Origin of the sequence: Pseudomonas sp. Z3-8, from assembly GCF_051131975.1 — a bacterium.
Lineage (GTDB): Bacteria > Pseudomonadota > Gammaproteobacteria > Pseudomonadales > Pseudomonadaceae > Aquipseudomonas.
Genome location: NZ_CP071643.1, coordinates 3,793,604 through 3,817,742, shown reverse-complemented (window position 1 = coordinate 3,817,742; position 24,139 = coordinate 3,793,604). Strand labels below are relative to the sequence as shown.

Here is a 24,139-nt window from a genome sequence, read left to right as displayed (position 1 = left end):
GGTGCTCCTGGCCAGGCAGAGCCTCAGGCTGGCTCCCCTATGCACCACTGTTGGACTTTGTTTTCGTCGTAAGGTCGAGTGACCTCATGTCCATGCTCGATGAAGTGCGTTGGAACGTGCAGGGCGAGCTTGTCGCTGAGCCGTTGCGGTTCCAGCGCGTTAGCCTCGCCCAGAAAACGCAGGTAGTAGTCCTGGTCATAGAAAATCATGACTTCGCTTTCAAACACCCATGGCCATGTCAGCAGGCACGCGACTCGGTAGTAGCCCTGTGAACGGTCGGCGGCACTGGACAGATGCGTTGCAGCTTCAAGCAGTTGCTGGATACAAAAGGCCTGGGCTTCGATCCTGGCTCGATCGCCTTCGACCAGGAGTTCGTGGACCGGAATCTTCCAGTTTGCATAGCGCCTGTCTTCCGGCCTCGGATAAAAATTGCCTTCAAAGCCCGATGCCCAGCGCTCGATCGAGCGAAGGCGACGGTGGAGGCCCCTGAGTGGTTTTCCGTTGATGCTGATTTGCCGCATTGTTAAGCCCTGCCGAATTTGGGCGATCATTCTCTGGGGCCGGATGGGACAATCCAAGGCCTACATCGAGGAATCAGTGTCATTTGATTTCGCTCAATGACTGGGTCAGGTAGCCGTAGTGCAACGCGAAGGCTGAACGGGGCTTGTTTGCTTACCGGTGTTACGCCATCGCGAGCAGGCTCGCTCCCACAGGGGTTTGGCGGTGGACATAGGATCAAAGGCCGCCCCGAATCCAGTGTGGGAGCGAGCCTGCTCGCGATGGCGGCCCAGAACCTTGCCCATCCTCTGTGGTCAGCCCAAATACGCCTTGGGAACCGAGGAACGGGAAATGGACCTGGCCGAGCAATACCGCAATTACATCGACTGCCTGAATGACCGTCGCTGGCAGGAACTGGGCAATTTTGTCGACGATAGCGTGCAATACAACGGCGAACCGGTGGGTTTGAAGGGCTATCGGGCGATGCTGGAAAACGACGTGAGGACCATTGCGGACTTGCGTTTTATTATCGACCTGCTGGTGGTCGAACCGCCGAATGTCGCGGCCCGGCTGCTGTTCGATTGCTCGCCGCGCGGCCGGTTTCTCGGGCTTGAGACCGATGGCCGGCGGATTCGCTTTTCCGAGAATGTGTTCTACGCCTTCGATGGCGGAAAAATCGTTCGCGTGTGGTCGGTCATCGACAAGACGGCGGTGGAAGCGGCGCTCCAACGCGAAAGCCCTTCCGGAGAAGGGCTATGAACATCAAACAGTGTGGGAGCGAGCTTGCTCGCGATGACGGTGTGTCAGCTAACACATGGGTAAACTGGTCCACCGCCATCGCGAGCAAGCTCGCTCCCACAGGGGTGTGTTTCACACAGCTATTTGGATTTATTCCTTGAGGAAAGTCAGCAGGTCCTGGTTCAGGCGATCCTTGTGCGTCTCGGTCAAGCCGTGCGGCGCGCCTGGGTAGACGATCAATCGAGCGCCCTTGATCAGCGCCGCCGAAGCCCGGCCTGAGGCATCGATGGGCACGATCTGGTCGTCGTCACCGTGGATCACCAGCGTCGGCACGTCGAATTTTTTCAAGTCGCCGCGAAAGTCGGTCGCCGAGAACGCCGCGATCGAGTCATAGGTGTTCTTGCTGCCGCCTTGCATGCCCTGCGCCCAGAACGACTGGATCAAGCCTTGGGATGGCTTGGCACCCTTGCGGTTGTAGCCATAGAACGGGCCGGAAGCGATGTCCAGATACAGCTGCGAACGGTTCTCCAGGGACGCTTTGCGCAGGCCGTCGAAGACTTCGAGTGGCAAGCCGCCGGGGTTGGTGTCGGTCTTGAGCATCAGCGGCGGCACCGAGGACACCAGCACGGCTTTCTTGACTCGACCAGTGCCGTGGCGACCGATGTAACGCGCCACTTCGCCGCCCCCCGTCGAGAAACCGACCAGGGTCACGTCCTTCAGGTCCAGCGCTTCAATGACCGCCGCCAGGTCGTCGGCGTAGTGGTCCATGTCGTTGCCTTCCCACGGCTGGCTGGAGCGACCATGACCGCGACGGTCGTGGGCAATCACGCGGTAGCCCTTGGAGGCGAGGAACATCATCTGGCCTTCCCAGCTGTCGGAGTCCAGCGGCCAGCCGTGACTGAAGGTGACGACCTGGCCGTTGCGCGGGCCCCAATCCTTGTAATAGAGCTGCACGCCATCCTTGGTGGTGATGTAGCTGGACGACTGCACCACGCTGCCGACGGCCGAGGCCGGGGCACCGGCTTGTACGGGCGTCGCCGCCTCGGCGCCGAGGGTGGCCAGGGCCAGGGTTGCGACAGCCAGGGTGCGGTTGAAGGTGTTCATCGTTTCTCTCTCCATAAGGGGTGTTTGATCTGCCGGGATCGTCATCGATCGCGTTGGTGGGCAGATTAGAGAGAGCGCAGCGCAACGAGAACGGCGCTGGCGTTGATAGCAACTATGGGGAATTCAGATACCTGCGGAATCTCAGGAGACCTCAGGGCTCCAGATACCTGCAAGATCACCGTGGCGAGGGAGCTTGCTCCCGCTGGACTGCGTAGCAGTCCCAATGGGCTGGATGCGGTTTTGCAGGTATACCGCGTGTTCGGTATTACGACGGCTGCGCCGCCGAGCGGGAGCAAGCTCCCTCGCCACAGAAGCAGTAAAAATTGCAGGTGTGATCACCCAAACGAAGGCATCGGCCCCAACGATTTGATCACCCAGGCGATCACCGCTGCGGCAATCAGCACCGCTGCCAGCAGCCCGATAAACAGCCACTTGACGACTTTCACCCACCTCGGCGTCCCGGAACTCGGCGGGAGCGTTTCGGCCGCCGCCTGCCTCATCGACTCGGAGCAGCGTTTGCACTCACCGTTATCAGCGAGAATAAGGGCTCCGCAGTAAACACAATTTTTCATGGTATATCCGAGGCTCGAGGACGTTTGTGCGACGACGAAATATCGCCGCACCAGAGGCTTAGTATTTATAGACGATGCCCAGCCTGCCGAGGATTTCCAACGCATTGACCAGGCCCAGGCCGTTCATGGGCAGGCAGGCAAATGCCTGGTATTCATCGAAATGGGTGCCGATGGCCAGCAGCTTCAAATCGTGGGGTTCCAGCTGCGCGTTGAAGTACTGCAGCAGTGCGCGCTCCCAATCGTCGGCGCGGTTCACGGCGTCAACGGTCTTGCTGTCCGGGGCAGGGATTTCGATGCTCAGTTGCTTTAACGGGGCGAGGGCATTGATGGCGTAGACGCCTGAGGACGACCACTCCTTCCATTCGAATTCAGCCAGCTGCCCGGCCTCGGAAAGCGCCGATTGCACTTGCGTCCAGGCCCAATTCCACTCGCCGGTAGGGGCCGGCATGTTGTCGATCAGCGCTTGCGCCTGCGCCTCGTCGAAAAGTCCATCGAACAGGTCGGCCAGCGTATCGGCCAGATCCACGGGTGGCCCGTTGCCTTGGGTGTCGAGGTCGAGGCTCAAACGCTGCCAGAGACTGCCAAGTTCGGCCCAATCGTCATCGTCCATGTCGTCATCGATCACTTGGGCCTTGTGGCCCCGGTGGTAATTGTCCAGCCGCGTCTTGCGCACCCGGACCGCGCCTTCGACGACATCCACTGCATAACTGCTGTGGTCCAGGTAGTTGGTCTGGAAAACGATGCGATCGGGAAACAGGTCATGGACCAGGCTTTCTTCCGCGTCGAAGTACGACGCACCCTCAAGGGTGCCGTGGGCGGCGGTGATGCGCTGAAGCGCCAGTGGATCGATGGGGTTGGTGGTCATCTACTTCACACTCTTGATGTGCATGTCGATGGAAGTGGAGTCGCTTTTGTCGGTACTGGCATGGAAAAAGAAGCCGTAGTCGACCAGATAGTAATAGTGATCGAAGGGGACGGGGCCGGGGCTCGGGCGCTGTTCCTGGCAGCTCATGGCCTTGGCCTGGCCGCTCAGCGCCGGGTTCAGTTGTTTGGCCGGCAATTCGCGGTCGATGCGACAGTCGACGACTTTCGGCTCCGTGCCCAACGTGCCGATGATGTTGCTGGTGACACTGCCTTGCCGAGTGAAACCCAATTGACCGCCCACCGGCATGTGTTGCCAATCACCCCGAAAAGTCAGGCTGTCGATCACTGCGGTGTTCCGAGACGCCTTGGCCTGCTCCAGGCCTGACAACGTGAGCAGGCCACGCCAGCTGATCATGCGGCCGTCGAGATTTTCGCTTTTGTGTGTAATGCGCAGTTGGCGGGTGGCAGGGTCGCTCGACAGAAAATATTCGGTACGCTCCGGCCGGCTTTCCTTGGGGTAGTTGACAGTGCCGGCCAGTTCCACGTAGCTCAGCGTCTTGACCGGCGCGGGCATGTTCAGTTGTTCGATACTTTTCAGCACGTCCGGGTTGATGACCGGAAGACCATCGGCCGCCAACGGTACGCTGCGGAACGTGAAGACCGGCGCGTTGAGCGGTTTTGTCCGGGACTGCTGGCTGGCACAAGCGGCCAGTGCGATGCAGGCGATGCCAAGGATAAGACGTTGCACAGGTGTCTCCGGGAAGTCCATTCGAGGGAGGCGTGACGGGGTGCTGATGCCTGTCACAGGCAGGGATCAGCTTTCAGGGGAAACGGTCGTCTCTAGATCGGCTTCAGCCGCCTTGAGTCGGTCGGCTTTGCTGATGTATCGGTCCTTGCTCTTCGGCGCCAGCTTGGCACTGGCCTTTTTTGCATTGGCCTTGAGTAGCTGGTTGATCTTTTTACGGCGATTCATGTTTTCTACTCGGCTTGTCCGATTGGGGAGCGGCTGCGGTGACGTATCGTAAGTGCGAAAGGGGGCGGTGGCTAGGGTTCGGGTTCCCGCGTCGTCTTTTGTGAACGGCTGCGCCTATCCCTTGAGCATCAACGACATGTCCGGGTATCTGGCGCAGAGGAAGTCGACGAAGGCGCGGACCTTCGGCGCCGCCAGGCGCCTGGATGTGTGCAGGACCCAGAGTTGCGGTTCGACGCCGGTCACGGTGCCCCACTGGACCAACTCACCGCGGGCCAGTTGGTCCCACGCGATCGATTGGGGAATGAGCGCAGCACCACCGCCGGCGATCGCGGCGTCGCGGATCATCAGGAATGAGGAAAACTGCAGATTGGGGATGGGCTCCAGCACCAGTTCCCCTCCATCGAGCGTCCAGTGGGTGGGCTGGAAGCTCGGCATCACGATGGCGGGAACCGGGCAGATCGCGCCGGGTTCTGGCCTGGGTATGCCTGGGGCGGCCACGACCACCAGCCGGTCCTTGGCGAAGCAGCGCCCGACCAGGCTGCTGTCCGGGCTCGGATTGATCCGGATGGCGACGTCGAATTGATCCTCGACGAGGTCCACCAGCCGATCTTCCGCCACCACTTCGAGGGTGACTTGCGGGTAGGCCGCACAAAACTCGGCACCGATCCGCCCCATCGCCAACTGCGAGAACAGCACCGGGGAGGCGACACGCAGGCGTCCTCGTGGCGTCGACCCTCCGTCACGCGCGGCCGTCAACGCCTCCGCCACCTCGGCCAGCGGCCCCTCGGCCCGGGCCAGCAGTGTTTCGCCGGCTTCAGTCAGCTTCAGGCCTCGCGCGCTGCGCTCGATCAGCCTCACACCCAATTGCTCTTCGAGCTCGGAGATGCGCCGCGACAAGGTCGCCTTGGACCGGCCGCTTGCTCTGCTTGCCTTTCCCAATCCCTCGCTGCTGGCGACGAGTGTGAAATCGATCAGTGCATTCAGGTTCATCGCTGTTCCAGATTTGAGACATGGCGTCTACATATTGTGGTCTTCGTTTTGCGGATGCAACGGCTTATCTTTTTTCTAACGCGGTTCGATTCATCCACTTGCATCCACTCCTGGAGATTCACATGAGCATTCTCGTCATCGGCGCCACTGGCACCATCGGTTCACTCGTCACGCAAGGCCTCGCCGACGCGGGCGCCGAGGTGAAAGCCCTGGTGCGCCAAACGGGTAAACGCGCCTTTGCGGCCGGTGTCACGGAAGTTGTCGCGGACCTCACCGATGTCCCGTCGCTGCGCGCTGCGCTGTCGTCGGTACGTACGCTGTTCCTGCTCAACGCCGTGACGCCCGATGAGGTCACCCAAGCCCTGATCACCCTGAACCTCGCCCAAGAGGCAGGCATCGAGCGCGTCGTCTACCTCTCGGTGATCCACGCCGACCGGTTCACCAACGTCCCGCATTTCACCGGCAAGCACACGGTTGAACGCATGATCGAAAGCCACGGCATCGCCGCGACGATCCTGCGCCCGGCCTACTTCATGCAAAACGAACGCATGGTCCAGCAAACGATCCAGGACTACTCGGTGTACCCGATGCCGATCGGCTCGGCGGGCGTCTCGATGGTCGATGCGCGCGATATCGCCGATGTCGCCGTGGCCGAGTTGCTGCGCCGTGACAGGGCTTCTGCACCGCTGGAGCGGATCACCCTGGATCTGGTCGGCCCGCAAGCGCTGACCGGGGCGTCGGTGGCGAAGATCTGGAGCGCCGCGCTGGGGCGCGAGATTGCCTACGGCGGTGACGATGTGGCGGCCTTCGAAGCGCAGATGGCTTCGTTCGGTCCCGCCTGGTTGGCTTATGACATGCGCCTGATGATGGCCGGCATCCAGCAGTTCGGCATGACCAGCGAAGGCACCGTCGACCGGTTGCAGGCCATCCTCGGCCGTCCGCTGCGCAGCTATGGGGCATTTGTTCGCGAGGCGGTTGCCGGAGAGTAGGCAGCCGGAGCAAAGCGTCATTGCTGCATGTTGTGCAGCAATGATCTGCAATCCGCCTGTCTTGTTCATTTCGGGATCGCTTCTCACACTGGCTCCGTCTGGTGAAGTCGATTTCCAACCGAGGGAGAAATGAACATGGCAGCTGCGATCCGGTTCAACCAATTCGGCAGCCCCGATGTACTGACGCTGCAAGCAGTGCCCGAACAGTCGCCAGGGCCGGGCGAGGTCTGGCTCGAGCAGGAAGCGATCGGGGTGAATTTTCTCGACGTTACCCAGCGCAAGGGCGCGGTGCCGATTCCCTTGCCTTCCGGCCTTGGGCTTGAAGGTGCTGGGCGTGTGGCGGCTGTGGGTGCCGATGTCAGCAACGTAAAAGTCGGTGATCGCGTCGCCTACGCCATGGGCCCGATAGGCGCGTATGCGTCGGCTCGGCTTTATCCGGCCCAGCGCCTGGTCAGGATTCCCGATGCGCTGTCGTTCGATGATGCGGCGGCGCTGATGTTCAAGGGCATCACGGCGCAGTACCTGCTGAAAAGCACCTATCCCGTCGGGCCGGGCAGCACCCTTCTGCTTTACGGAGTGGCAGGCGGGCTGGGGGCGATCATGGTGCCGTGGGCCAAGCACTTGGGCGCGTTTGTGATCGGCGTGGTCTCCAGGCAAGCCAGCGTCGAAAAAGCCAAGGCATTGGGCTGCGACGAGGTCCTGGTGTTCGACGCCGACAGCCTGGCTTCCGATGTCGCACGTATCACCGGCGGGCAGAAAGTCGACGTCGTCTACGACCCGATCGGGCGGGTCTCTTTCCAGGCCTCCCTGGACAGCCTGCGACCCCGAGGCCTGCTGGTGTCGTTCGGCGCTTCATCGGGCGCGCCGGCAGCCGTGGAACTGGCGACACTCAATGCCAAGGGTTCGCTGTTCCTGACCCGTCCCTCGCTGGCCGCGCATACCGCGTCTATCGAGGAATACCAGTTGCGGGTGCAGGATGTCCTGGCCGCGATCGATTCGGCTGTTATCCAGCCGCGAATCTGGGCAAGCTATGCGCTGGCTGACGCAGCATCGGCCCATGCCGATCTGGAGTCGGGGCGTTCATCGGGGACGATCATCCTGAAACCATGAATCTTGATGTCTTGAATAACCAGCACAGCGACGAAATCGCTGCGTTCCTGGCCGTGGCCGCGCAGGGCTCATTCGTGGCGGCCGGCCGGCTGTTGCAACGGCACCCGACCATCATCTCGAAACGGCTCGCGGCGATGGAAAAGCGCCTGGGCGTGCGGCTGGTGGAGCGCTCCACCCGGCAGGTGCGGATTACCGAAGTCGGGGCCAAGCTGGAACAGCGCCTGCGCTCGGCCATCGAGCTGATGAATGAAGCTCAGGCGCAAGCGGCCGAGGGCGCCAGCGAGGTTCGCGGCACGTTGCGACTGGCATTGCCCGCGGCCATGGGCAGGCGTTGGCTCGGCCCGATATTGCCGGGGTTTCTTGAGGCATATCCGCAGGTTTCGATCATCGCGGATTACAGCGAGCGCCTGGTCGACATCATCGATGAAGGTTTTGACGCGGCGATCCGGATTGGCGAACTGGATGACAACCGGCTGATCGCCAAGAAACTGAGCGATCACCGGCGCATCCTCTGCGCCTCACCGACCTATCTCGAAAAACATGGCATGCCCCGGACGCCGCAGGACCTGGCCAGCCATAACTGCCTGCGCTTCAGCGGCCTGGCGTCTTTTCCTCAATGGCGGCTCCATCGTGGCAACGAACTGCAGACAGTCACCCCGAAAGGCAACCTCACCGCCAACGACAGTGAGTCACTGCTGGCGGCGGCCTGCGCCGACGCCGGGATACTCGGCGCCGGCGACTGGTTGATGAGTCGTGAGATCGCCGCTGGCAGGCTCTTGCATGTACTCCCCGATTGGCACCTGGACACCGCCGGCGGGGTTTATCTGGTCAGGCCGTCGGCCAAGTTTCCGAGTGCCGTGGTGGTCGCTTTCAAGCAGTGGATCGAGGCGAGGTTCAGCCCGGCGCCGCCTTGGGGCCTGTGACCCTACGAATCAACGCACCCGATCGCGACTCTGTACCGACAGATCCAGGGCCTTTTGCATGTCCAGCCGCGCCGAGCGGCCTACGTCCTTGTCGTTGAGCTGGTAGTTGCGCTCCGATGGCAGGATAGGCGCGGTGAGGTCTTCGCCATCCATTTGTTCGAAGTCGTGATTATCGCCGATGGTCATGGCGCTACGGCGCAGAAGCATGCGCAGTTGCTCGGGATGAAGCTGCGGATTGATCGACAGCATCGCCGCCAGCAGGCCGGTAACCATTGGCGTGGCGTAGGACGTGCCGCAATGTACCGCGCCGTCTTCGCCGGCATTGACCGTCGAGGCGTGGGTGCACGCGGCGGCGGTGATGTCGACGCGCATGTCGACGTTCGAGGAGTCGCGCTTGACTGCGTAGGCCGGATCATCGACCGCAACCCCGGCGCGTTCGCTGCGCTGATGCCCGCCGACCACCAGTAATTGTTCGGTGATGAACGAGGAGGGCAGGCGGTATTCATCAGTGCCCGAGTATGACGAGCCGTTGCCGGCGGAATTCACCACCACCACGTCAGGATGTACCTTGCGCAGCCACAGGAAAAACTCCTCCAGCAACTCCTCGTAGCCGCTCATGGCAATGCCCGAGCGCAGCAACGAATCGACCTCGTCACCCTTGACGTTTTTCGCGCCAACGCGATGAATGCCCCAGCTCCAGTTGAGCACCCGCACGCCGTCCTCGACGAGGTTCACCGAAGCGGCGATGTTGGCGGTGATCCCGGCGTCGGAATTGCGCTCGACAATCACCTCGAAGCCGCCGCTGGCCTTGTCCAGGCCCCTTAGGAACCCGCTGTTGCCGCCATCGTTCCAGCGCGCGGCGAGGATGCCGGCGACCGTCGTGCCGTGGTCGTCCGGCTTGTCCGCATCGCGGGCATAGACGCAGGTTCGCGGCATTGAGCAGGCGCCGAGGTAATCGGCGAAATCCGCCGTGTCGAAATCCACGTCGCGCTCGATCAGGCCGATGCGCACCGGTTGCGGTCGGATCGGCGCCTGCTGCCCAGGGATGCGCCGCTGGTAATAGTGCACCGCATCGAGGAAGCGATTCGCCGCCCATTCATCGGAGTCCTTGGCCGGCTTCTTCGGCTCTTCTGGCTGGGCGGGCGCTTGCTCGGTCTCTTCGGCGGCGGACTCCTCTATCACCACCGCATCGACATTGGTCTCGCCGCCCAGGCGCAGCACCAACGCATCGCGCTCGACCAGGTCCTTGGCCGGCAGGCGCAGCTGATAAACGTTCAGCGGGGCGATGCTGCCGACCACCGTCGCCCCGTATTTGGCGGCAAGACGTTCAGCCTCCTGGCGACCGTCGTGACTTTCCTCGATGAGCACGCTCACCAGATCCACATAGGTGGTCAGGCCGTCCATGTTCTTCGCCACTTCGTTCGGCCCGGCGGCGACCACGTGGCTGGTGCGTAACGTCAGCCAGGCGGCGTTGCTGGCCCGCGGGCCGTCCTCCAGCCAGAGCGGGCCGCTCTGGTAGTCGGCGTTGTTCAAGCGCAGGCGCAGGTTGTTCCCGTCACGCTCAACGCTGCCGGCCGGAATCATTTTCTCGCCCAGTTTCAGTTGCGGTGTTGCGTCACCCAGCCCACGCGCGGTCAGGCACCATTCCTGGCGCTGGTTTTCCAGCAAGTCGCCGCAGCGTTTCAGGCCTTCCAGGCGTAGCGGTTCCTGCGCCACTGCAAGGGTGCTGGCAGACAGGGCGAACAGCGTTACGAGGGCGGCGGATCGTATGGGCATGGGGTGAGTTTTCTTGGTCGGGGATTGCTGTTCCGACCGTTGTGTCGCGAGCTTCGTTCAGCCCTGGGATTCGATCCGTGGCGGTCGTCATCGAAATGGAACAACCGGACCCGCGCGGCAATCGGATTCTTAAACGTCTGAGGCTCGAAAAAGAGGGATCCCATGTCTCGTCCACCCATGATCGGAATCATCGCCTGCTCAGGCAAAGTCGGCCCACACACCGTCCAGCTCAGCAACGACAAATATGCCCAGGCCGTGGCCACCGCCGCCGACGCGTTGCCGGTGATCCTGCCGGTGTTTCCGGCGCTGCTCGATCCGGCCCACATCATCGCCGGCCTGGACGGCCTGCTCTTCACCGGATCGCCGTCCAATATCGAACCCCATCACTACGACGGCCCACCGAGCCCGCCGGGCACCGAGCACGACCCGGCCCGCGACAATTTGGCGCTGCCGCTCTGGCGCGCCGCCGTCGAGGCCGGCCTGCCGGTGCTCGGCATCTGCCGCGGCTTCCAGGAAATGAACGTCGCCTTTGGCGGCTCGCTCCATCAACAACTCGACGGCCCGGGCGCCGAACATGAACCGCCGAGCAATGAACCGGTCCAGGAACAGTACGCCCGCAACCACGCCTTGACGGTGCGACCCGGTGGCGTACTGGCGCGGCTGGGCCTCAAGGACGTGATCGAGGTCAACTCAGTCCACGGCCAGGGCATCGCAAGGGTGGGGCAGGGCTTGCGCGTCGAGGCCGTGGCCGAGGATGGGTTGGTGGAGGGCCTTTCGGTGGAGGGCAGCCGGGCGTTTGCGTTGGGGGTGCAATGGCATCCGGAGTGGGAGGTTATGGATAACGCGGATTATCGGACGATTTTCCGGGCGTTCGGGGACGCATGTCGGGAGCGTGCGGAAAAAGACGCTTGACGCTTGGATCTGGTTTCTAGATGCTGTAGCGGTCAAGTATCTGGAAGGTAGGGCTGCCCTGAATTGGTACGGGTTGCCGTTCGGTCCTCTGGGTGCAGGCAAATCCACGTTCACCTGGTAACTGGAAGCCGGGTCGATCTGATGTCTTTCCCCTAGTGCTGGAGCGTTTTGCAATGTCTGTAAATTCACCTACTGAACCGACCGCGAACGGATCGATGCTTGATCGCTGTATCCGCTTGTCACGCGCCTACACCTCAGCCGCGCGGCGGGTCGATGCCAAGCTTTCCGCGGTGCATGGCCTGAGCTTCAGCGACTTCATGATTCTTTACCACCTCAAGCATGCCCACAACTCCCGGCTTCGACGCGCTGACCTGGCCGATTGCATGGGCCTGACTGCGTCGGCGGTGACCAAGTCCCTGCTGTCGCTTGAAAAAATAGGCTTGGTTTCCCGACAAAGCGATCCTCGAGATGCGCGCGTGGGCTACGCCTGTCTGACCACGACTGGCGAACAGGTGTTTGCCGACGCGCAGGTTTCTGCGGAGTTTGCTTGCCAGGAGGTTTATGAGGCGATGGTTGGTGAGTGGAACAAGGCCGGTTGAGATTGCTGTTTAAGCGCCTGGCCTGGACCCAATTCTCTGGATCTGACCTTGTCGGATGCTGAACCCGATCAGGATATCGAAGAGTGCTTGCTGCCCGGCCGGCAGGACGGGGAGCAGGGTTGCGCGGCGCTTCTCGACATCGAACCAGGATTCAACCAGCCATCCCACCAGGTAAAGCGCGGCAAGGCATCCGCCTGCCGTGGCGACATTCCCGTGGCAGACCAGCGGCTGATCCACGGGCTCGATTCCCAGGGCCAGCAGGCCTGATCGAGCCTCCGGGTGGGTGGTTGCCCGGCCGTCGGGCAGCAGCCCAAGACGCTGGAGAATAAAGGCCCCGGCGCAGATCGAGCCGATTCGCTGGCGTCGGGCATCGAGTTCAAACGACGGTAGGAAGTCCGCAGCTGCAAGCGCGGCAGGTATGCCTTGTTTGCCACTGACGAACAATACCGCGTCCGCGCCATTGGCCTCGCACAGAGGACCGTGCACCGAAACCGCCAAGCCGTGCGCCGATGTCACGACAGGGCTGGAGGCCAGAATTCTTACGTGCCAGTCTTGCGTATTGCGGCCTAAGATGTCCCACATCAGGAACAGGTCGATGTCGGTGAACTGGTCGAAAGCGATCAGGGCGATTTGCTTCAAGGCGAACTCCATGAAAATGCTGGCGTGCAAAACGCAACGGCCTTCTATGCAGGTGTTCGCAGCGTATCGATCGGTTTGGCACCCTACACAGTCTGTACGGTGCATTGAGAGGGAGCGAAGTAACCATGGAAAAACTGACTCGTCACCGTTGGATCGCGGCAGGCTTCGAGGCCCTCGACCAGGCAGGCCACGCAGGCGTCTCGGCCGAAAGCCTGGCGCGTCGATTGAATGTGACCCGTGGCTCGTTCTATCACCATTTTCGCAATCGCGAAGACTTTGTCCGCGCTTTGCTGGCTGCCTGGGAAGAGGGCTACACGGGGCGCATGCTTGCTTATGCGGGCCAGGGTCGGAGCGCGCGAGAGACGTTGCAGCGCTACCTGGAAATCGCCGCGCAGAAACAACCTGGGCGGGAAGTGTCCATCCGCGCCTGGTCGCTGCATGATCCGTTGGTTGCCGAGTTCCAGCAGCGTGTCGACGCAAGACGATTGGCCTTTGCGATACAGGCGTGTCGCCGCTTGGCCCCGGCGCCCGGTCAGGCGGAGGTCATCGGGCAGATGGCCCATCTGTGCCTGATTGGCGGGCAACAGGCCGGGATACGGCGTGATGCGGCGCGCTTCAATGGTTTTGTGAGCCGGGCTTTTGCCTTGGTCGAGGGCGTTATTGCGCCGTGGAGAGGCTGAGTGGTGGGCTGAGTTCTTTGAAAGTGAAAATCAGGCACGGCGATACGGAATTAGGCTTTAATGCCCCGCGCAACTCAACTGTTTGTCTGATCAAGGAAGACGACATTGAACAATGCTTTTGCGGCTCTGTTTCTGGCTTGCCTGGCCGCCTCCGTATTTGCTGACGAAAACCCTGTCGGCTTTCGCTCTTCGACAGTGTCGAATCCGCAGGATGACCGGCCGTTGGAAATGGTCGTCTGGTACCCCGGCGCAACTGCCGCACCCCCGCAATTGATCGCCGATAACGCGGTATTTGTCGGCGCATCTGCCGTTCGTGACGCGCCGCCGTCTGCCGGTGATCATCCCTTGGTGGTGCTTTCTCATGGATACAGGGGCAACTGGAGCAATCAGGTCTGGCTTGCCAGTGCCTTGGCCCGTAAGGGGTACATCGTCGCGGCCGTCAATCATCCTGGCACCACCACCCATGACCGCAGTCCGCAAGCAGCGGCGCAGTTATGGCAGCGCTCCGTTGATCTGCGCCGAACCATCGATGAGGTCACGACCCAACCGGAAAAATTCGGCCAGGTTGCCAATCATCGCGTCGCAGTCGTGGGCCATTCACTCGGTGGCTGGACCGCCCTGGAAATTGCCGGCGCCCGTTTTGATCCGGACCGCTTCGCCGATGATTGCAAAACCCATCCGCAGCTAGCCAGCTGCACCGTCTACGGGCAGATGAATCCGGCGAGTAGTCCGGACTCGAAAGCCGCGCTGGCCGCCGACTGGCGCGACAAACGCGTCACGGCCATGATCACTCTCGATCTGGGCCTGTCGCGAGGCCTGACCGATGAAAGCCTCTCCGCGCTGCCGGTGCCCGCCCTGGTGATTGCTGCCGGCGTGCCCTCACGCGAACTTCCCGCCGAGTTGGAGTCCGCCGACCTCGCCAGGCGCCTGCCGCCGGCATCCACTCGTTATGTGGAAATCAGCGACGCCAGCCATTTCAGTTTCATGTCGATTTGCAAACCTGGCGCGCAGGCAATGCTCGAAGAAGAAGTGCCAGGCGATGGCATCATTTGCCGGGACGGCGAAAACGGGCGTGATCGCGGGGTGATTCAACAGGAGGTCGTATCGTTGATAGCGGATTTCCTGGCGGGAGCGCCTGCGTCCAGTGGAGGCGGGTTGTAAGTTGCCTTGATCCGCCGTCCCCAACTTCATCAAGGTCATCCGATGGAAATATCGCCTCGCTTTGTCGTTCATGAATCAGAGCATTGGCTCATCAATCACCGCGTGGACAGTGCACTGCCCGGCTACCTGATGCTCAGCGCAAAACAGATGACGAATGCCTTGGCATCGCTGTCGGCTGAAGCGCTGGCGGAGTTGGGTGTATTGCAAGCGCGAATCCAGCACGCCATCGAAACCTGCCTGCAACCAAGACGACTGTACATCGGCCGTTTTGGTCATGACGCTGGTTACTCCATCCACTTCCATTTCATTCCGGTTTATCACTGGGTCGAAGCGCTGTTCTGGGACGACGACAGGTACCGGCTGCTGCAGACTTTCGGCTCGATCGACAGCAGTTTGCCTCAGACCGATGGTGCGGAATTGACGCTCTTTGTCTGGCGGGAATTTTGCGAGCGTCCTGATCCTCCGCCGATACAGGGGCCATCTGTCGAGCAGGTCGTGGCGGTGTTACGGCGGGAATTCGGTTTTCGGCTTGTTGATGAATAGCGCGGACCGTTAGCCCTGCTCGCGATGGCGGTGTGGCAGTCAGCAATGTGTCGAGCATACGAGCGCTTTCGCGAGCAGGCTCGCTCCCACAGGTTTTTCTGGTGCTCAGAAATAATCAATCCACCTCAGCCCCCGTGGCGAGGGAGCTTGCTCCCGCTGGGTCGCGTAGCGGCCCCAAGCTTTTTGCTGCCGCTACGCAACCGAGTGGAATCAACCGCCCTCAACGATCGGACTTCATCCGCCCCTCGATCGCCACGCGCAAACAACCCCAGGCGATGACCCCAATGACCAGCAGCTCGGCGACGCCGATAAGCATGTGAAAGGAAAAGGTCATCGGCTCCTCGGCCCAGTAGAAGGTCGTCGGGCGACTGATGCCAATGCGCAGCCGTCCGGTAAACAGCGAAGGCACCAACGTGATGATACGGGTCAGCTCATACACAGCCAGGAAGGCGCCAAGCAGGGCGAGCAGGGCGCGGACGGGGGTGCCCAGTTGCTCGGTCGTCTCAGCCGCAGGCGTCGGCGCCTTTGCTTTGCGCTGCCTGGCGATCTTCGCCGGGGTTGGAGCAGGCCGGTAGGCTGCCTTCGCAACGGCCGTCGAACCGATCATGACCTCGCTGGGCACTGTCACTTGCAGGTAGTCGGCCAGCTCACGCAGCCACAGGTCAGTGCGTTTGCTTCCAGGCACTACCGGAACGTTGTGCTCGTCAGGCGGTGTTCGGTGCCATCGCGCAGCACCAGCCATAGCTGGGTGCGGGCTGGCTCGGCCTCCGGGTGGCGGCGAAGTTCGAGGTATTTGACGGCGTCGATCCTGAACACCGATCGCACCCGCTCACGGCGTCCAAAAAAGTTTCGGGTGCGACGCTTGCCTTCAGCGTCGACGCGCGACAGCAGCAGGGTTTCGCGGGTGCCGGTGTAGACCAGCAGCGCCAGGCCCAGGGCAGGAATCAACAGCAGCCCGAGCACCATCAACAGCAAGGTCAGTGGGTCCAGGCCCACCAGCGACGAGTCTGCAGTGGCAATCGCCAGCACGGCTCCCACGGGAAAGATCAAGGCCAGCGCACTGGTAAACAACACGAATACGCTCTGCACCCGGTTGAGCGAGTGGATGTGCAAGTCACCCCGCGCGGTGCGCTCGAACCGATATCCAATCAAATGCACATCTCCTGAAAGCCGCCAGCCCAAAGCAGCGGTGGATTTGAACGAGGTGGAACAACCGCCGAGTCGGCTGAATGATTGGTCGACAGCAACCTGACCGATTATTGGGCATCAGCCTCTGGCGCATCATCGGTATCCGGTGGAGCTCCATAAGGTTCGCCAATCTGTACCCGGTCTGCCTTCACCCAACCGGTGTAGTCCTCGCCATCCTTGGCGATGTAGTTCACTTCCAGCCAGGACTCGTCTTCAAGACTGGCGTAAACGGTGAGGGAGTCGCCGGGTATCACGAAAATCTTCTTGTTGGCGCAAGCCGCATCCGGCGCTTCGTGGAAATGCAGGCGCCCGGTGCCAATGACCTTGCCTTGCACTGACGGATGAAATTCAGGGACCGTTCCCGAGAGCTTTTCCGTCAGGGCAGAACAGTCGACAGCGGCCTGGCCAAGGCTGCTGAAAAGGCACAGGCACAACAAGCTTGAACGCAGATGCATCTAGGCAAAGTCCGTTTGGGTTGGATGCGTAGGATAGTGAACTCGCAAACTGTTGGGAAAGACTCATAAGCAGCTTTGTGCGGTTCCGCTAATTATTTCGACCCCGGCCCTCTGGCGTTTGAGGAAAACGGAGTAGCCAATCCAAGACGCGTCCTACATCGCCGCGCTTACCCCTTGCGTTAGCGTCCGTCCTGGATTTTCAGGATGAGATTCGCGACTCGTGACCACACGCCCCAAAGACCTGCCCAAAATTCGCAATCCACCTTCTGGAGAAGGGCACCGCGTTTCCTATCGAGACATGACCTCCAGCGAGGTGGCCGAGTACGAAGCACTCCAGCGTGGCCACAAAGCCATGCTTGCCCGACAGGCTGCTTACGAAAAACAACGTTGGGCCAAGGTTGAAAGGACGCCTCTCGTCATCACCGGGTCGGTGTTCGCCAAAAGCTGCGCGCTGCCCAACGGAATCATTGACTACAACAACCCCAACGGCTTTGTTCCGCCGGACCTGATCAAGCAGTACGGCGATCTGATGTGGCTTGGCGCCAGGAGCCCCGACGCGTCGGGAACCCTTCCCCTGAAGCAGATCGGCTCAAGCGCGATACCCGCCGCAATGGGCAGACTCGCGCTGGGCGGGTCCGCAGTATCAAGCGCCGGAGCCGTCGGCGGCACGGTCGGCGCGGCGCTGTTGACCGGCATCGTGGCCTTGCTCTGGCCCTCCAGCCTCGGCGACAGCGCACTCTACAGCGAAGACCAACTGCGCAATCTCAAACAGGCCCGCAGCCGCATGCGCCTGAGCATCGAGCAGCAGGCCGATGGCAGCCTCAAGGGCTATGGGTTCTACACCGGCCAGAACCGTGACTGGGAAATGGTCGACGTCATCCAGCTGACGCCGCGTGCCGACCAATACGTCGCCGACCTTGGCGACGGCATCGAACTGATCTGGACCCCAGCCATCGACCCCTCCGACACCCTCGGCATCCCGGCCTTGGAAGCCGCCCCTCAGACGCCACACATCTGGATTTATCCGCCGACGCCCGTGGCGGACAGCATCATCGTCAACCCGATCTATCCGCCGGAGTACAAGGATTTCATTCTGGTGTTTCCGGTGGATTCGGGGGTTCGGCCGGTTTATGTGGTTTTGAGCACCGCACATCATGTCTACTTCCCAAAACCGGACTTCCTTCCGGCATTTCCAAGTGCAAAATGGGCCCCACCTAAGACGCGTATGAAAGGCGGAGGATTGCGTCCGCGCTGGAAGGACAAAAACAAATTTATTTATGAATGGGATTTTCAACACGGCGCAGTGGAGAAATATAACAAGCGTGGAAAACACTTGGGCGAGTTTGATCATGTTACGGGCGCCCAAAAGAAACCAGCCAACCCAGAAAGGTGGATTGAACCATGAAGCATAAGATAATGGGTGTGATTGACGGGGATGATTTTGCTTCTTATGAAGTAGTGCTCTGTATTGAAAGCGAAGATTTAGCGAAAATAATGAACTGGGTAAGAAAGGAGCAGTATGTATACGATTACGCATTGACTGCGCTTCAACTCCAAGAATTGGAAGAGGCTTGCTCGATAAAGTTGCCAAAAAACTTAACGTTTTTTCTTACCGCTAGCAGCTAATGGCCCGAGACAGATGCGCTGAAAGCGATAGCCGAGCGAGTTCGCTACCAGGAGGAAATTTGTTTGGAGGTCAAATGGGACTCAAACTGAGACTCGAGTGGTATGGCAAACAAATCGAATCTTTCGAGGGGGAGGAGTACTCAGGCGACCTCGGTGATGACGGTGCTGTCATCGACGCTTTGGGCATTCCTTTCGAGAATAATATAAATAACGGTGGATTCAATGTTCCCTTGGAATGGGTAGAAATTCTGCGGCCCTATTTTCAACATCCAATTGATTGGGATCGTTATGACTATCAAGTAGCCTTCGATTATCGAGACAGCTGGTAATCATCCTTGCGCTAGAAGGTAGCTTCCAAATATGGCGATGGTCCAATGGGTTTAAAGTTAAGGATGGATTGGTATCATCCGGAAACCGAGCTGGGTGAAGGTAAAGAGTATTCGGAAGACTTACGGGAGGATATGTCAGCAATCGCCGCACTGGGCCTGGAGAACGAACCAAACATCTATGACGGTGGCTTTGATGTGTTGGAAGAATGGATTCCGATTCTTCAACCCTTCTTCAGTCACCTGATCGTCCCCGAAGAGTTTGATTACCAAATCTCATTTCGTTATCGAATCGCTTGGTAGCATAACCAATTAGTCTCGTTCTGGAATAGGCGCAAACCTGTTCCAGGACTAGACGGGTTTCTTTAGAAACTGTACTTGCGAATACCATATGCGTCCCCTCCAAACTCGCCGAGTTGGTAATAGTCGAATAATAACGGCCGCCAAAATTGTTAGCAATTCACCTGCAGATCCAGGTCTGGTTGACCCGGTACCCGGCCATCAAATCCGTAGTGGCGCAACACCAGCTTCGGCAAAGCGAATTCAATTCGGTTGATTGACTAGCGATTAAATCGCTCCACCAACGAGTACTGAGTCATGGCTGTTCGCGTCAGTTCCTTGCTCAACTCCGCGGAGTGCCTGGCCTGTTCGGAGGTCTGGTCTGCCAGGTTCGCGATAGTGGTGATATTGCGGCTGATTTCGTCGGCCACCGCAGTTTGCTCTTCTGTCGCAGCGGCAATCTGGGTCGTCATGTCGGTGATGTGTGCCACGGCTTCGCTGATACCGATCAGTGCTTTGTCTGCCTCAAGCACCCAGGCGACGCCTTCCTCAGCTTGTCGGTGGCCGCTTTCCATGGTTTTCACGGCGTTGTTGGAGGAGACCTGCAACTTGGAAATCAGGCTATGAATCTGAGTGGTGGACTGAGTCGTGCGCTGCGCCAGCTGGCGCACTTCATCGGCAACCACCGCGAACCCTCTGCCCATGTCTCCGGCGCGCGCGGCTTCGATGGCGGCGTTCAACGCCAGCAGGTTGGTCTGGTCGGCAATGCCTTTGATGACATCGACCACCGTCCCGATTTCGTTGCTGTCCTTGGCCAGCTGCGCAACCGTCAGCCCTGTTTCGCCCACGACCTCGGAGAGACGCTGAATCGCCTGGCGAGTGTCTCGGGCTACGTCGCGTCCACGCCCGGTCAGCACGTTGGCTTCCTGGGTAGCGTCAGCCGTGCGCTGGACATGACTGGCGACCTCTTGGGTGGTCGCCGACATCTCATTCACCGCGGCCGACACTTGCTCAGTCTCGACGCGTTGGCGATCAAGCCCGCGTGAACTGTCGGCGGCCAGGCCGTCGGACCTGCCGGCCAAACCGGTCAGTTGCTCGGCGGTGTCCTGCAGGCGAGTGAGGCACGTCTTGAGCCGGGATGCCTGGCTCTCGAAAGCTGTTTCAAGGCGAGCCTGAAGGCCGCGCTCGTCGCTGTACATTTTCGCCAGCAACGCATCCGAGGTGGAAGCCTCGGCCATTTCCAGCAGACGCAGCGCGCCTTTGTTCTGCTGGCGCGAGATGATCAACCCGACCGGAATCGATATTCCGACAGCAAGCAGCATCGCCATGGCGGTATTCAGAAAGGCGCCGCCCACTGTGCCCAATAAACCCATCAACAGGACCGGTACCCAACTGAGCAGGAAGGGGTACCACCGATCAACACCCGGGACAGCTGCCTTGCCGAGCCTGATGCGTTTGTAGAGCGCTTCGGCGCGGCGGATCTGGCTGGCCGTCGGCTTGACTCGGACCGACTCGTAACCGACGACCTGGCTCCCTTCGTAAACAGGCGTGACGTAGGCATTGACCCAATAATGGTCGCCGTTTTTCGAGCGGTTCTTGACGATCCCCATCCACGGTTTGCCTTGCTTGAGCGCGGCCCACATATGCGCAAACACGGCGGGCGGCACATCCGGATGACGAACGATATTCTGTGGTGCGCCGATCAGGTCCACCTTGTCGAATCCGCTGATCTCGACGAAGGCGTCATTGCAATACGTGATGACGCCTCGCGTATCCGTGGTGGAAATCAGCTTCTGCTGAGGTGCGAGCGAAATCTCACGTTGCGTGACCGGCTGATTGTTTCTCATTTCTGAACTGCTCCCTGGAATCTGTAAGTCCATCGACTGCCGTTCAGAAAAGTTGATGAAATGCCGCTGAAATACTTTGGTAACAATTAGCTGTGGCATTCTTTCCACGGATTCAATCATCAGCCCAGGCTGCGGAACGCACCCCCTCCAGAAGCTACGAAGCTGGCGACATGGAGCGATCTCTAAAGTTGGATCCAGCACCGCCGATAACCTGAACGAACCCGCCCATCATGGACAGATGAAAAATGGTACTCACCGTCAGTTCCGCTTACATCCCGCCGGCCAATACCAACCTCACGCGCTCCGAACAGGCGCTCGTGACCAAGGCGCCGACAGACGCTGCGAAAGAACTCCTGGCAAACGCCAGCCCAGCGGCCATCTTCCATCCCAGCGAAGAAGCCCAGGCAACGATGCCGATGCCTGTGGCGATCGAGACCTGGATCGGGCGCTCGCAATCACCGGACTTTCCTCGATACGCCGAGACCCTCAAAGGGGCAACCAGTACGCTGAAGTCCTCGTTCGAGGAGTTTCAATCCGCACTCTCAGCGACCCACCCGGACTTGGCCGGCAAGAAATACGGCTTCACTGTCGAAGCCGACGGCAGCCTGAAGGTGCTCAACACCGCCGGCAAGCTCAGCAACTCCGATATCCAACGGCTGACCGATCTGCTCAACGACTCCAAGGACCTGAAAGCCGCCGCCATCGCAGTCCGCGACGCCTCCATCGACCTGGTCGACGCCGACTCGCCATGGTCCGGCAGCTACCTGGGCCTCTACAGCCTGACCAAGGAAAACTTCGCCAAAACAATCGATCTGGCCCCGCTGCTGAAAGACCGTGGGTCGGTGTCCATACAGGAATATTCCGACGGGTTGTTTTTCAATCAGCTGGCATACAAGGGCGAGCGGGCGACGCGGGAGACGGAACAGGCGATGTTCGAGAGGCGGGCGGCGGAGCGGTTTTCGGTGCGGGTTTGAGTGTTAATGGCATTGACGAAAAAGGGACAGATTTATACAAATTCTGAGGCTGCTCAGGCAGTTCAGATCAGAGCTGCCCGGTACGCTCATAGCAGGGCTTAACACTGTCGCTCTGGAGATCTATAAGGGCGTGCCGCGAACGTTTGGGCCGGAACAGTAAAAGCCGTCTATCGTTGACCTTCGTGTAACACATCTTCGGGTGGCAATCGTTTTGCTCTGGAGGCAAATGACATGGAAAGTAGAGTGCTCGTGGGTGGTAAGTACGACGTTATCTTGGTTGTGACATTTAAAAAGAACCACACCGACAGCGAGATGATTGCCAGCGATTTGTCCATGAGAGAGAAATATCAGGGGAGCGGCAAAGCAAAATTTTTTTTATGCGAAGTAAACGATATTGACGTAAATGATGCGCTTACTCTTGCGTATTTGATGTACAGCGTTATTGGAGAAGGCGTAGAAGGTCGGCGTCTGGGTATATACGTCGGTACACACTGTGATGTGGCGTCGTTAAATCCGGAAGTTCCGGCCAAAACGATGGGTAACGCGATTGGCTATTTGGCTACACGTTACAAATTCATCATTTCTAAAGTCTGTGTTGATGCGTGTTATTCAGCCGGCGCTGAAACTTCAATGCCGCACGAGGATTCTTTGGCCAAGCAGGTCGGTAGGGCTATCGCGGAAATTGTCTCGGTGGACGAGGCTGATGAAGAGACAGAGCTTACCCTGCAAACTCGAAAAGCCCGGGTAATTGGCTGCCGAATTGCCGGATATTGCGTGATCATCAAACGTTACACGCCGAATCACGAATATTTTTCGAATCATCCGAAGAACTATCCTGAAAATATAACGGCGCAGGCTGTGTACGGAAAGGGAACAGCAAAGGTTTTTAGGCCAAAAGTGGTGGCAGGTAAATATGATATAAAAGCAAAAAATAAAAAGATAGAGTTATTCAAGGAGGAGGAAGAGGAGATAGCCAATCTTGACCAAGGGTCGCCGCTTTACAAGTTTATCAAGAGCTTGAATGCTTATTTCGCCCTGAAAAAAGCCTGGAAGATTGACGAAAACCTTGCGATTGTTTCCATCCCTTTACATCAATACACGGACAGCCCGCTGTTTAGTCGGTTCGCCTATGACCCGCAAGGACAAATAGTGAAGTTTCGGCGCGGCGATGTGCTGACCAAATAAGCTGCGAGCAGGTGGTGTGAACGACAACAGACTTCATCATGCACGGTAGGGGGGAGTTGATGGGGCCGTCGGTCGCGGCCTTAGCGTTACGAATCTTTTTTCTATATGACTGCGTTCCACGTTTCCACCGTAATCGCCCAGAAACGGATGTTCCTGCAAAATTGGAGCGAAAAAGGGACGGAGCGAAAAAGGGACAGATTTATTTGCCAAAGAAACCTGTCCCTTTCCATTTAGAACTCCAGCGAAGCCCCATCTTCCGGAATGTCCACACGCCCCTCAATCCCTTGCTTCTTGACGTAAGCGCGCAATTCTTCACGATTCAGGGACATATGGTTGATCGCGTCCATGTGCACCGCGACAATCTGTGCGTTTTTCGCGGCTTTCGAGGCGCGAAGCACATCTTCCTCACCCATGATGATCGAGCCGTCGAATCCCGCCATTTTTGCCTTCCCGGCGTTGAGCACGATAACTTCCGGGCGGTACTGGCTGATGGCTTGGTCGACCTCTTTACGCCAGATCGTGTCACCCGCAAGGTAGAGCGTCTTGTAACCCGGTGCTTGGAAAACCACGCCCATGGCTTCGCCTAGCGGTTTTGCGAGCGCTGGCACGGCATACATTTCGTCAGTGCCATGCTGGCCGCCGGTCTTGGTGATCTTCACGCCGCCGAATTCGGCTTCATCCGTCAGCACGCGTACGTTCTTGAAACCCTGGGAACGAATCAGTTGAGCATCTTCTTCATGTTGGGCGAACAGCGGAATGTCTTTAGGCAGCGCTTTCTGCGCGGCATCGTCCCCAGTGATCCAGGTGCGTATGGGTGACGATGACGGCATCGACTCCGGCGATAACTTTCTCCGGTGATTCCGTCAGATCAACCAAGGGGTTGCGCAGGTTGCTTCGATAGGTGTTTTCAAAACCCGGATAAGCGCCTTTTTTTGCCAGCATCGGATCAACCAGGAAAGTGGTGTCACCGTAGGTGATTTTCACCGTGGCGTTACGAACCTGCTGCAAATCCAACTTGTGAGAGGCGTCCGGCGCTTTGGGAGCATTCGAACTGGCGAACGCGGGGGCAGCGGCTACGGCACAAGCCATGCTGACGGCAAGCGGTAAAGTTGTGAGTTTCATAAGAATTGATCCTGTTGTTTACATCGAGGCATCCATTCTTGCCGAATGTCTCGCGAGCCAACAGTG

Annotated in this window: 25 protein-coding genes and 3 pseudogenes; 15 read left to right on the top strand and 13 right to left on the bottom strand. The window is 59.4% G+C overall.

Annotation, left to right across the window (positions count from 1 at the left end):
* Nucleotides 1-23: 23 nt before the first annotated feature.
* Nucleotides 24-551, bottom strand: coding sequence for a DUF3916 domain-containing protein (locus J3P94_RS17305; protein ID WP_434568957.1), 528 nt, complete (start codon nt 549-551; stop codon nt 24-26).
* A gap of 298 nt (nt 552-849) precedes the next feature.
* Here J3P94_RS17305 and J3P94_RS17300 point away from each other — a divergent pair, with 298 nt between their 5' ends.
* On the top strand, nt 850-1,257 hold the full coding sequence (locus tag J3P94_RS17300) for an ester cyclase (protein WP_434574234.1): 408 nt from the start codon (nt 850-852) through the stop codon (nt 1,255-1,257).
* A 129-nt stretch (nt 1,258-1,386) separates the two neighbouring features.
* Here J3P94_RS17300 and J3P94_RS17295 read toward each other — a convergent pair whose 3' ends face one another.
* The 5 genes from J3P94_RS17295 to J3P94_RS17275 all read right to left on the bottom strand — a co-directional run bounded on the left by J3P94_RS17295 (nt 1,387) and on the right by J3P94_RS17275 (nt 5,739).
* Nucleotides 1,387-2,340, bottom strand: a complete 954-nt coding sequence (locus J3P94_RS17295; RefSeq protein WP_434568956.1) for an alpha/beta fold hydrolase — start codon at nt 2,338-2,340, stop codon at nt 1,387-1,389.
* A gap of 630 nt (nt 2,341-2,970) precedes the next feature.
* On the bottom strand, nt 2,971-3,777 hold the full coding sequence (locus J3P94_RS17290; protein ID WP_434568955.1) for a DUF6630 family protein: 807 nt from the start codon (nt 3,775-3,777) through the stop codon (nt 2,971-2,973).
* Nucleotides 3,778-4,524, bottom strand: coding sequence for a hypothetical protein (locus tag J3P94_RS17285; protein WP_434568954.1), 747 nt, complete (start codon nt 4,522-4,524; stop codon nt 3,778-3,780).
* A gap of 66 nt (nt 4,525-4,590) precedes the next feature.
* Nucleotides 4,591-4,749, bottom strand: coding sequence for a DUF2986 domain-containing protein (locus tag J3P94_RS17280; RefSeq protein WP_434568953.1), 159 nt, complete (start codon nt 4,747-4,749; stop codon nt 4,591-4,593).
* 114 nt (nt 4,750-4,863) lie between these two features.
* Nucleotides 4,864-5,739 carry a LysR family transcriptional regulator gene (locus J3P94_RS17275; protein WP_434568952.1) on the bottom strand — a complete coding sequence of 292 codons (876 nt, stop codon included), beginning with the start codon at nt 5,737-5,739 and terminating at the stop codon, nt 4,864-4,866.
* A 122-nt stretch (nt 5,740-5,861) separates the two neighbouring features.
* Between J3P94_RS17275 and J3P94_RS17270 the strand changes: the two genes are divergently transcribed.
* From J3P94_RS17270 to J3P94_RS17260, 3 genes are all read left to right on the top strand, one after another.
* Nucleotides 5,862-6,728: an NmrA family NAD(P)-binding protein gene (locus tag J3P94_RS17270; RefSeq protein ID WP_434568951.1), complete on the top strand. Its 867-nt coding sequence runs from the start codon at nt 5,862-5,864 to the stop codon at nt 6,726-6,728.
* A gap of 135 nt (nt 6,729-6,863) precedes the next feature.
* Entirely contained in the window at nt 6,864-7,838 is a 975-nt protein-coding gene (locus J3P94_RS17265; RefSeq protein ID WP_434568950.1) for a quinone oxidoreductase family protein, read from the top strand.
* Nucleotides 7,835-8,761, top strand: a complete 927-nt coding sequence (locus tag J3P94_RS17260; RefSeq protein ID WP_434568949.1) for a LysR family transcriptional regulator — start codon at nt 7,835-7,837, stop codon at nt 8,759-8,761. The genes J3P94_RS17265 and J3P94_RS17260 overlap by 4 nt, the downstream gene beginning before the upstream one ends.
* 9 nt (nt 8,762-8,770) lie before the next feature.
* Here J3P94_RS17260 and J3P94_RS17255 read toward each other — a convergent pair whose 3' ends face one another.
* Nucleotides 8,771-10,537 (bottom strand): S8/S53 family peptidase, encoded by a 1,767-nt coding sequence (locus J3P94_RS17255; protein ID WP_434568948.1) that lies wholly within the window; start codon nt 10,535-10,537, stop codon nt 8,771-8,773.
* Between the two features lie 162 nt (nt 10,538-10,699).
* Here J3P94_RS17255 and J3P94_RS17250 point away from each other — a divergent pair, with 162 nt between their 5' ends.
* Both J3P94_RS17250 and J3P94_RS17245 read left to right on the top strand, forming a co-directional pair.
* Nucleotides 10,700-11,449 (top strand): gamma-glutamyl-gamma-aminobutyrate hydrolase family protein, encoded by a 750-nt coding sequence (locus J3P94_RS17250; RefSeq protein WP_434568947.1) that lies wholly within the window; start codon nt 10,700-10,702, stop codon nt 11,447-11,449.
* Nucleotides 11,450-11,604: 155 nt separating this feature from the next.
* Entirely contained in the window at nt 11,605-12,048 is a 444-nt protein-coding gene (locus J3P94_RS17245; RefSeq protein ID WP_434568946.1) for a MarR family winged helix-turn-helix transcriptional regulator, read from the top strand.
* Between the two features lie 9 nt (nt 12,049-12,057).
* On the opposite strand, the gene J3P94_RS17240 is transcribed toward J3P94_RS17245, so the two are convergent.
* Complete coding sequence (locus tag J3P94_RS17240) at nt 12,058-12,687, bottom strand: DJ-1/PfpI family protein (protein WP_434568945.1); 630 nt, start codon at nt 12,685-12,687, stop codon at nt 12,058-12,060.
* A gap of 125 nt (nt 12,688-12,812) precedes the next feature.
* On the opposite strand from J3P94_RS17240, the gene J3P94_RS17235 reads away from it, so the two are divergent.
* The 3 genes from J3P94_RS17235 to J3P94_RS17225 all read left to right on the top strand — a co-directional run bounded on the left by J3P94_RS17235 (nt 12,813) and on the right by J3P94_RS17225 (nt 15,071).
* Nucleotides 12,813-13,367 (top strand): TetR/AcrR family transcriptional regulator, encoded by a 555-nt coding sequence (locus tag J3P94_RS17235; protein ID WP_434568944.1) that lies wholly within the window; start codon nt 12,813-12,815, stop codon nt 13,365-13,367.
* 105 nt (nt 13,368-13,472) lie between these two features.
* Nucleotides 13,473-14,528 (top strand): alpha/beta hydrolase family protein, encoded by a 1,056-nt coding sequence (locus J3P94_RS17230; protein ID WP_434568943.1) that lies wholly within the window; start codon nt 13,473-13,475, stop codon nt 14,526-14,528.
* Between the two features lie 42 nt (nt 14,529-14,570).
* The gene (locus tag J3P94_RS17225; protein WP_434568942.1) at nt 14,571-15,071 is read left to right on the top strand and encodes an HIT family protein; all 501 of its coding nucleotides are present in this window, start codon (nt 14,571-14,573) and stop codon (nt 15,069-15,071) included.
* A gap of 220 nt (nt 15,072-15,291) precedes the next feature.
* Here J3P94_RS17225 and J3P94_RS17220 read toward each other — a convergent pair.
* Nucleotides 15,292-16,223 (bottom strand): annotated as a pseudogene (locus J3P94_RS17220) (hypothetical protein).
* 104 nt (nt 16,224-16,327) lie between these two features.
* The gene (locus J3P94_RS17215) at nt 16,328-16,714 is read right to left on the bottom strand and encodes a hypothetical protein (RefSeq protein WP_434568941.1); all 387 of its coding nucleotides are present in this window, start codon (nt 16,712-16,714) and stop codon (nt 16,328-16,330) included.
* A 220-nt stretch (nt 16,715-16,934) separates the two neighbouring features.
* On the opposite strand from J3P94_RS17215, the gene J3P94_RS17210 reads away from it, so the two are divergent.
* The 4 genes from J3P94_RS17210 to J3P94_RS17195 all read left to right on the top strand — a co-directional run bounded on the left by J3P94_RS17210 (nt 16,935) and on the right by J3P94_RS17195 (nt 18,969).
* Nucleotides 16,935-18,119, top strand: a complete 1,185-nt coding sequence (locus J3P94_RS17210; RefSeq protein WP_434568940.1) for a colicin E3/pyocin S6 family cytotoxin — start codon at nt 16,935-16,937, stop codon at nt 18,117-18,119.
* Nucleotides 18,116-18,340: a DUF7683 domain-containing protein gene (locus J3P94_RS17205; protein ID WP_434568939.1), complete on the top strand. Its 225-nt coding sequence runs from the start codon at nt 18,116-18,118 to the stop codon at nt 18,338-18,340. Before J3P94_RS17210 ends, J3P94_RS17205 begins: the two co-directional genes overlap by 4 nt.
* Before the next feature lie 74 nt (nt 18,341-18,414).
* Nucleotides 18,415-18,669: a colicin E3-like toxin immunity protein gene (locus tag J3P94_RS17200; RefSeq protein ID WP_434568938.1), complete on the top strand. Its 255-nt coding sequence runs from the start codon at nt 18,415-18,417 to the stop codon at nt 18,667-18,669.
* A gap of 45 nt (nt 18,670-18,714) precedes the next feature.
* Nucleotides 18,715-18,969, top strand: a complete 255-nt coding sequence (locus tag J3P94_RS17195; protein WP_434568937.1) for a colicin E3-like toxin immunity protein — start codon at nt 18,715-18,717, stop codon at nt 18,967-18,969.
* A gap of 257 nt (nt 18,970-19,226) precedes the next feature.
* Here J3P94_RS17195 and J3P94_RS17190 read toward each other — a convergent pair whose 3' ends face one another.
* Together J3P94_RS17190 and J3P94_RS17185 are read right to left on the bottom strand one after the other, a co-directional pair.
* Entirely contained in the window at nt 19,227-20,318 is a 1,092-nt protein-coding gene (locus J3P94_RS17190) for a methyl-accepting chemotaxis protein (protein ID WP_434574233.1), read from the bottom strand.
* 195 nt (nt 20,319-20,513) lie between these two features.
* A pseudogene (locus J3P94_RS17185) lies at nt 20,514-20,792 on the bottom strand (PAS domain-containing protein); the annotation flags it as partial.
* Nucleotides 20,793-21,037: 245 nt separating this feature from the next.
* Here J3P94_RS17185 and J3P94_RS17180 point away from each other — a divergent pair.
* Together J3P94_RS17180 and J3P94_RS17175 are read left to right on the top strand one after the other, a co-directional pair.
* Nucleotides 21,038-21,766, top strand: a complete 729-nt coding sequence (locus J3P94_RS17180) for a hypothetical protein (protein WP_434568936.1) — start codon at nt 21,038-21,040, stop codon at nt 21,764-21,766.
* 231 nt (nt 21,767-21,997) lie between these two features.
* Nucleotides 21,998-22,951, top strand: coding sequence for a hypothetical protein (locus J3P94_RS17175; protein ID WP_434568935.1), 954 nt, complete (start codon nt 21,998-22,000; stop codon nt 22,949-22,951).
* Nucleotides 22,952-23,181: 230 nt separating this feature from the next.
* Here J3P94_RS17175 and J3P94_RS17170 read toward each other — a convergent pair.
* Nucleotides 23,182-24,073 (bottom strand): annotated as a pseudogene (locus J3P94_RS17170) (MBL fold metallo-hydrolase).
* Nucleotides 24,074-24,139 lie beyond the last annotated feature (66 nt).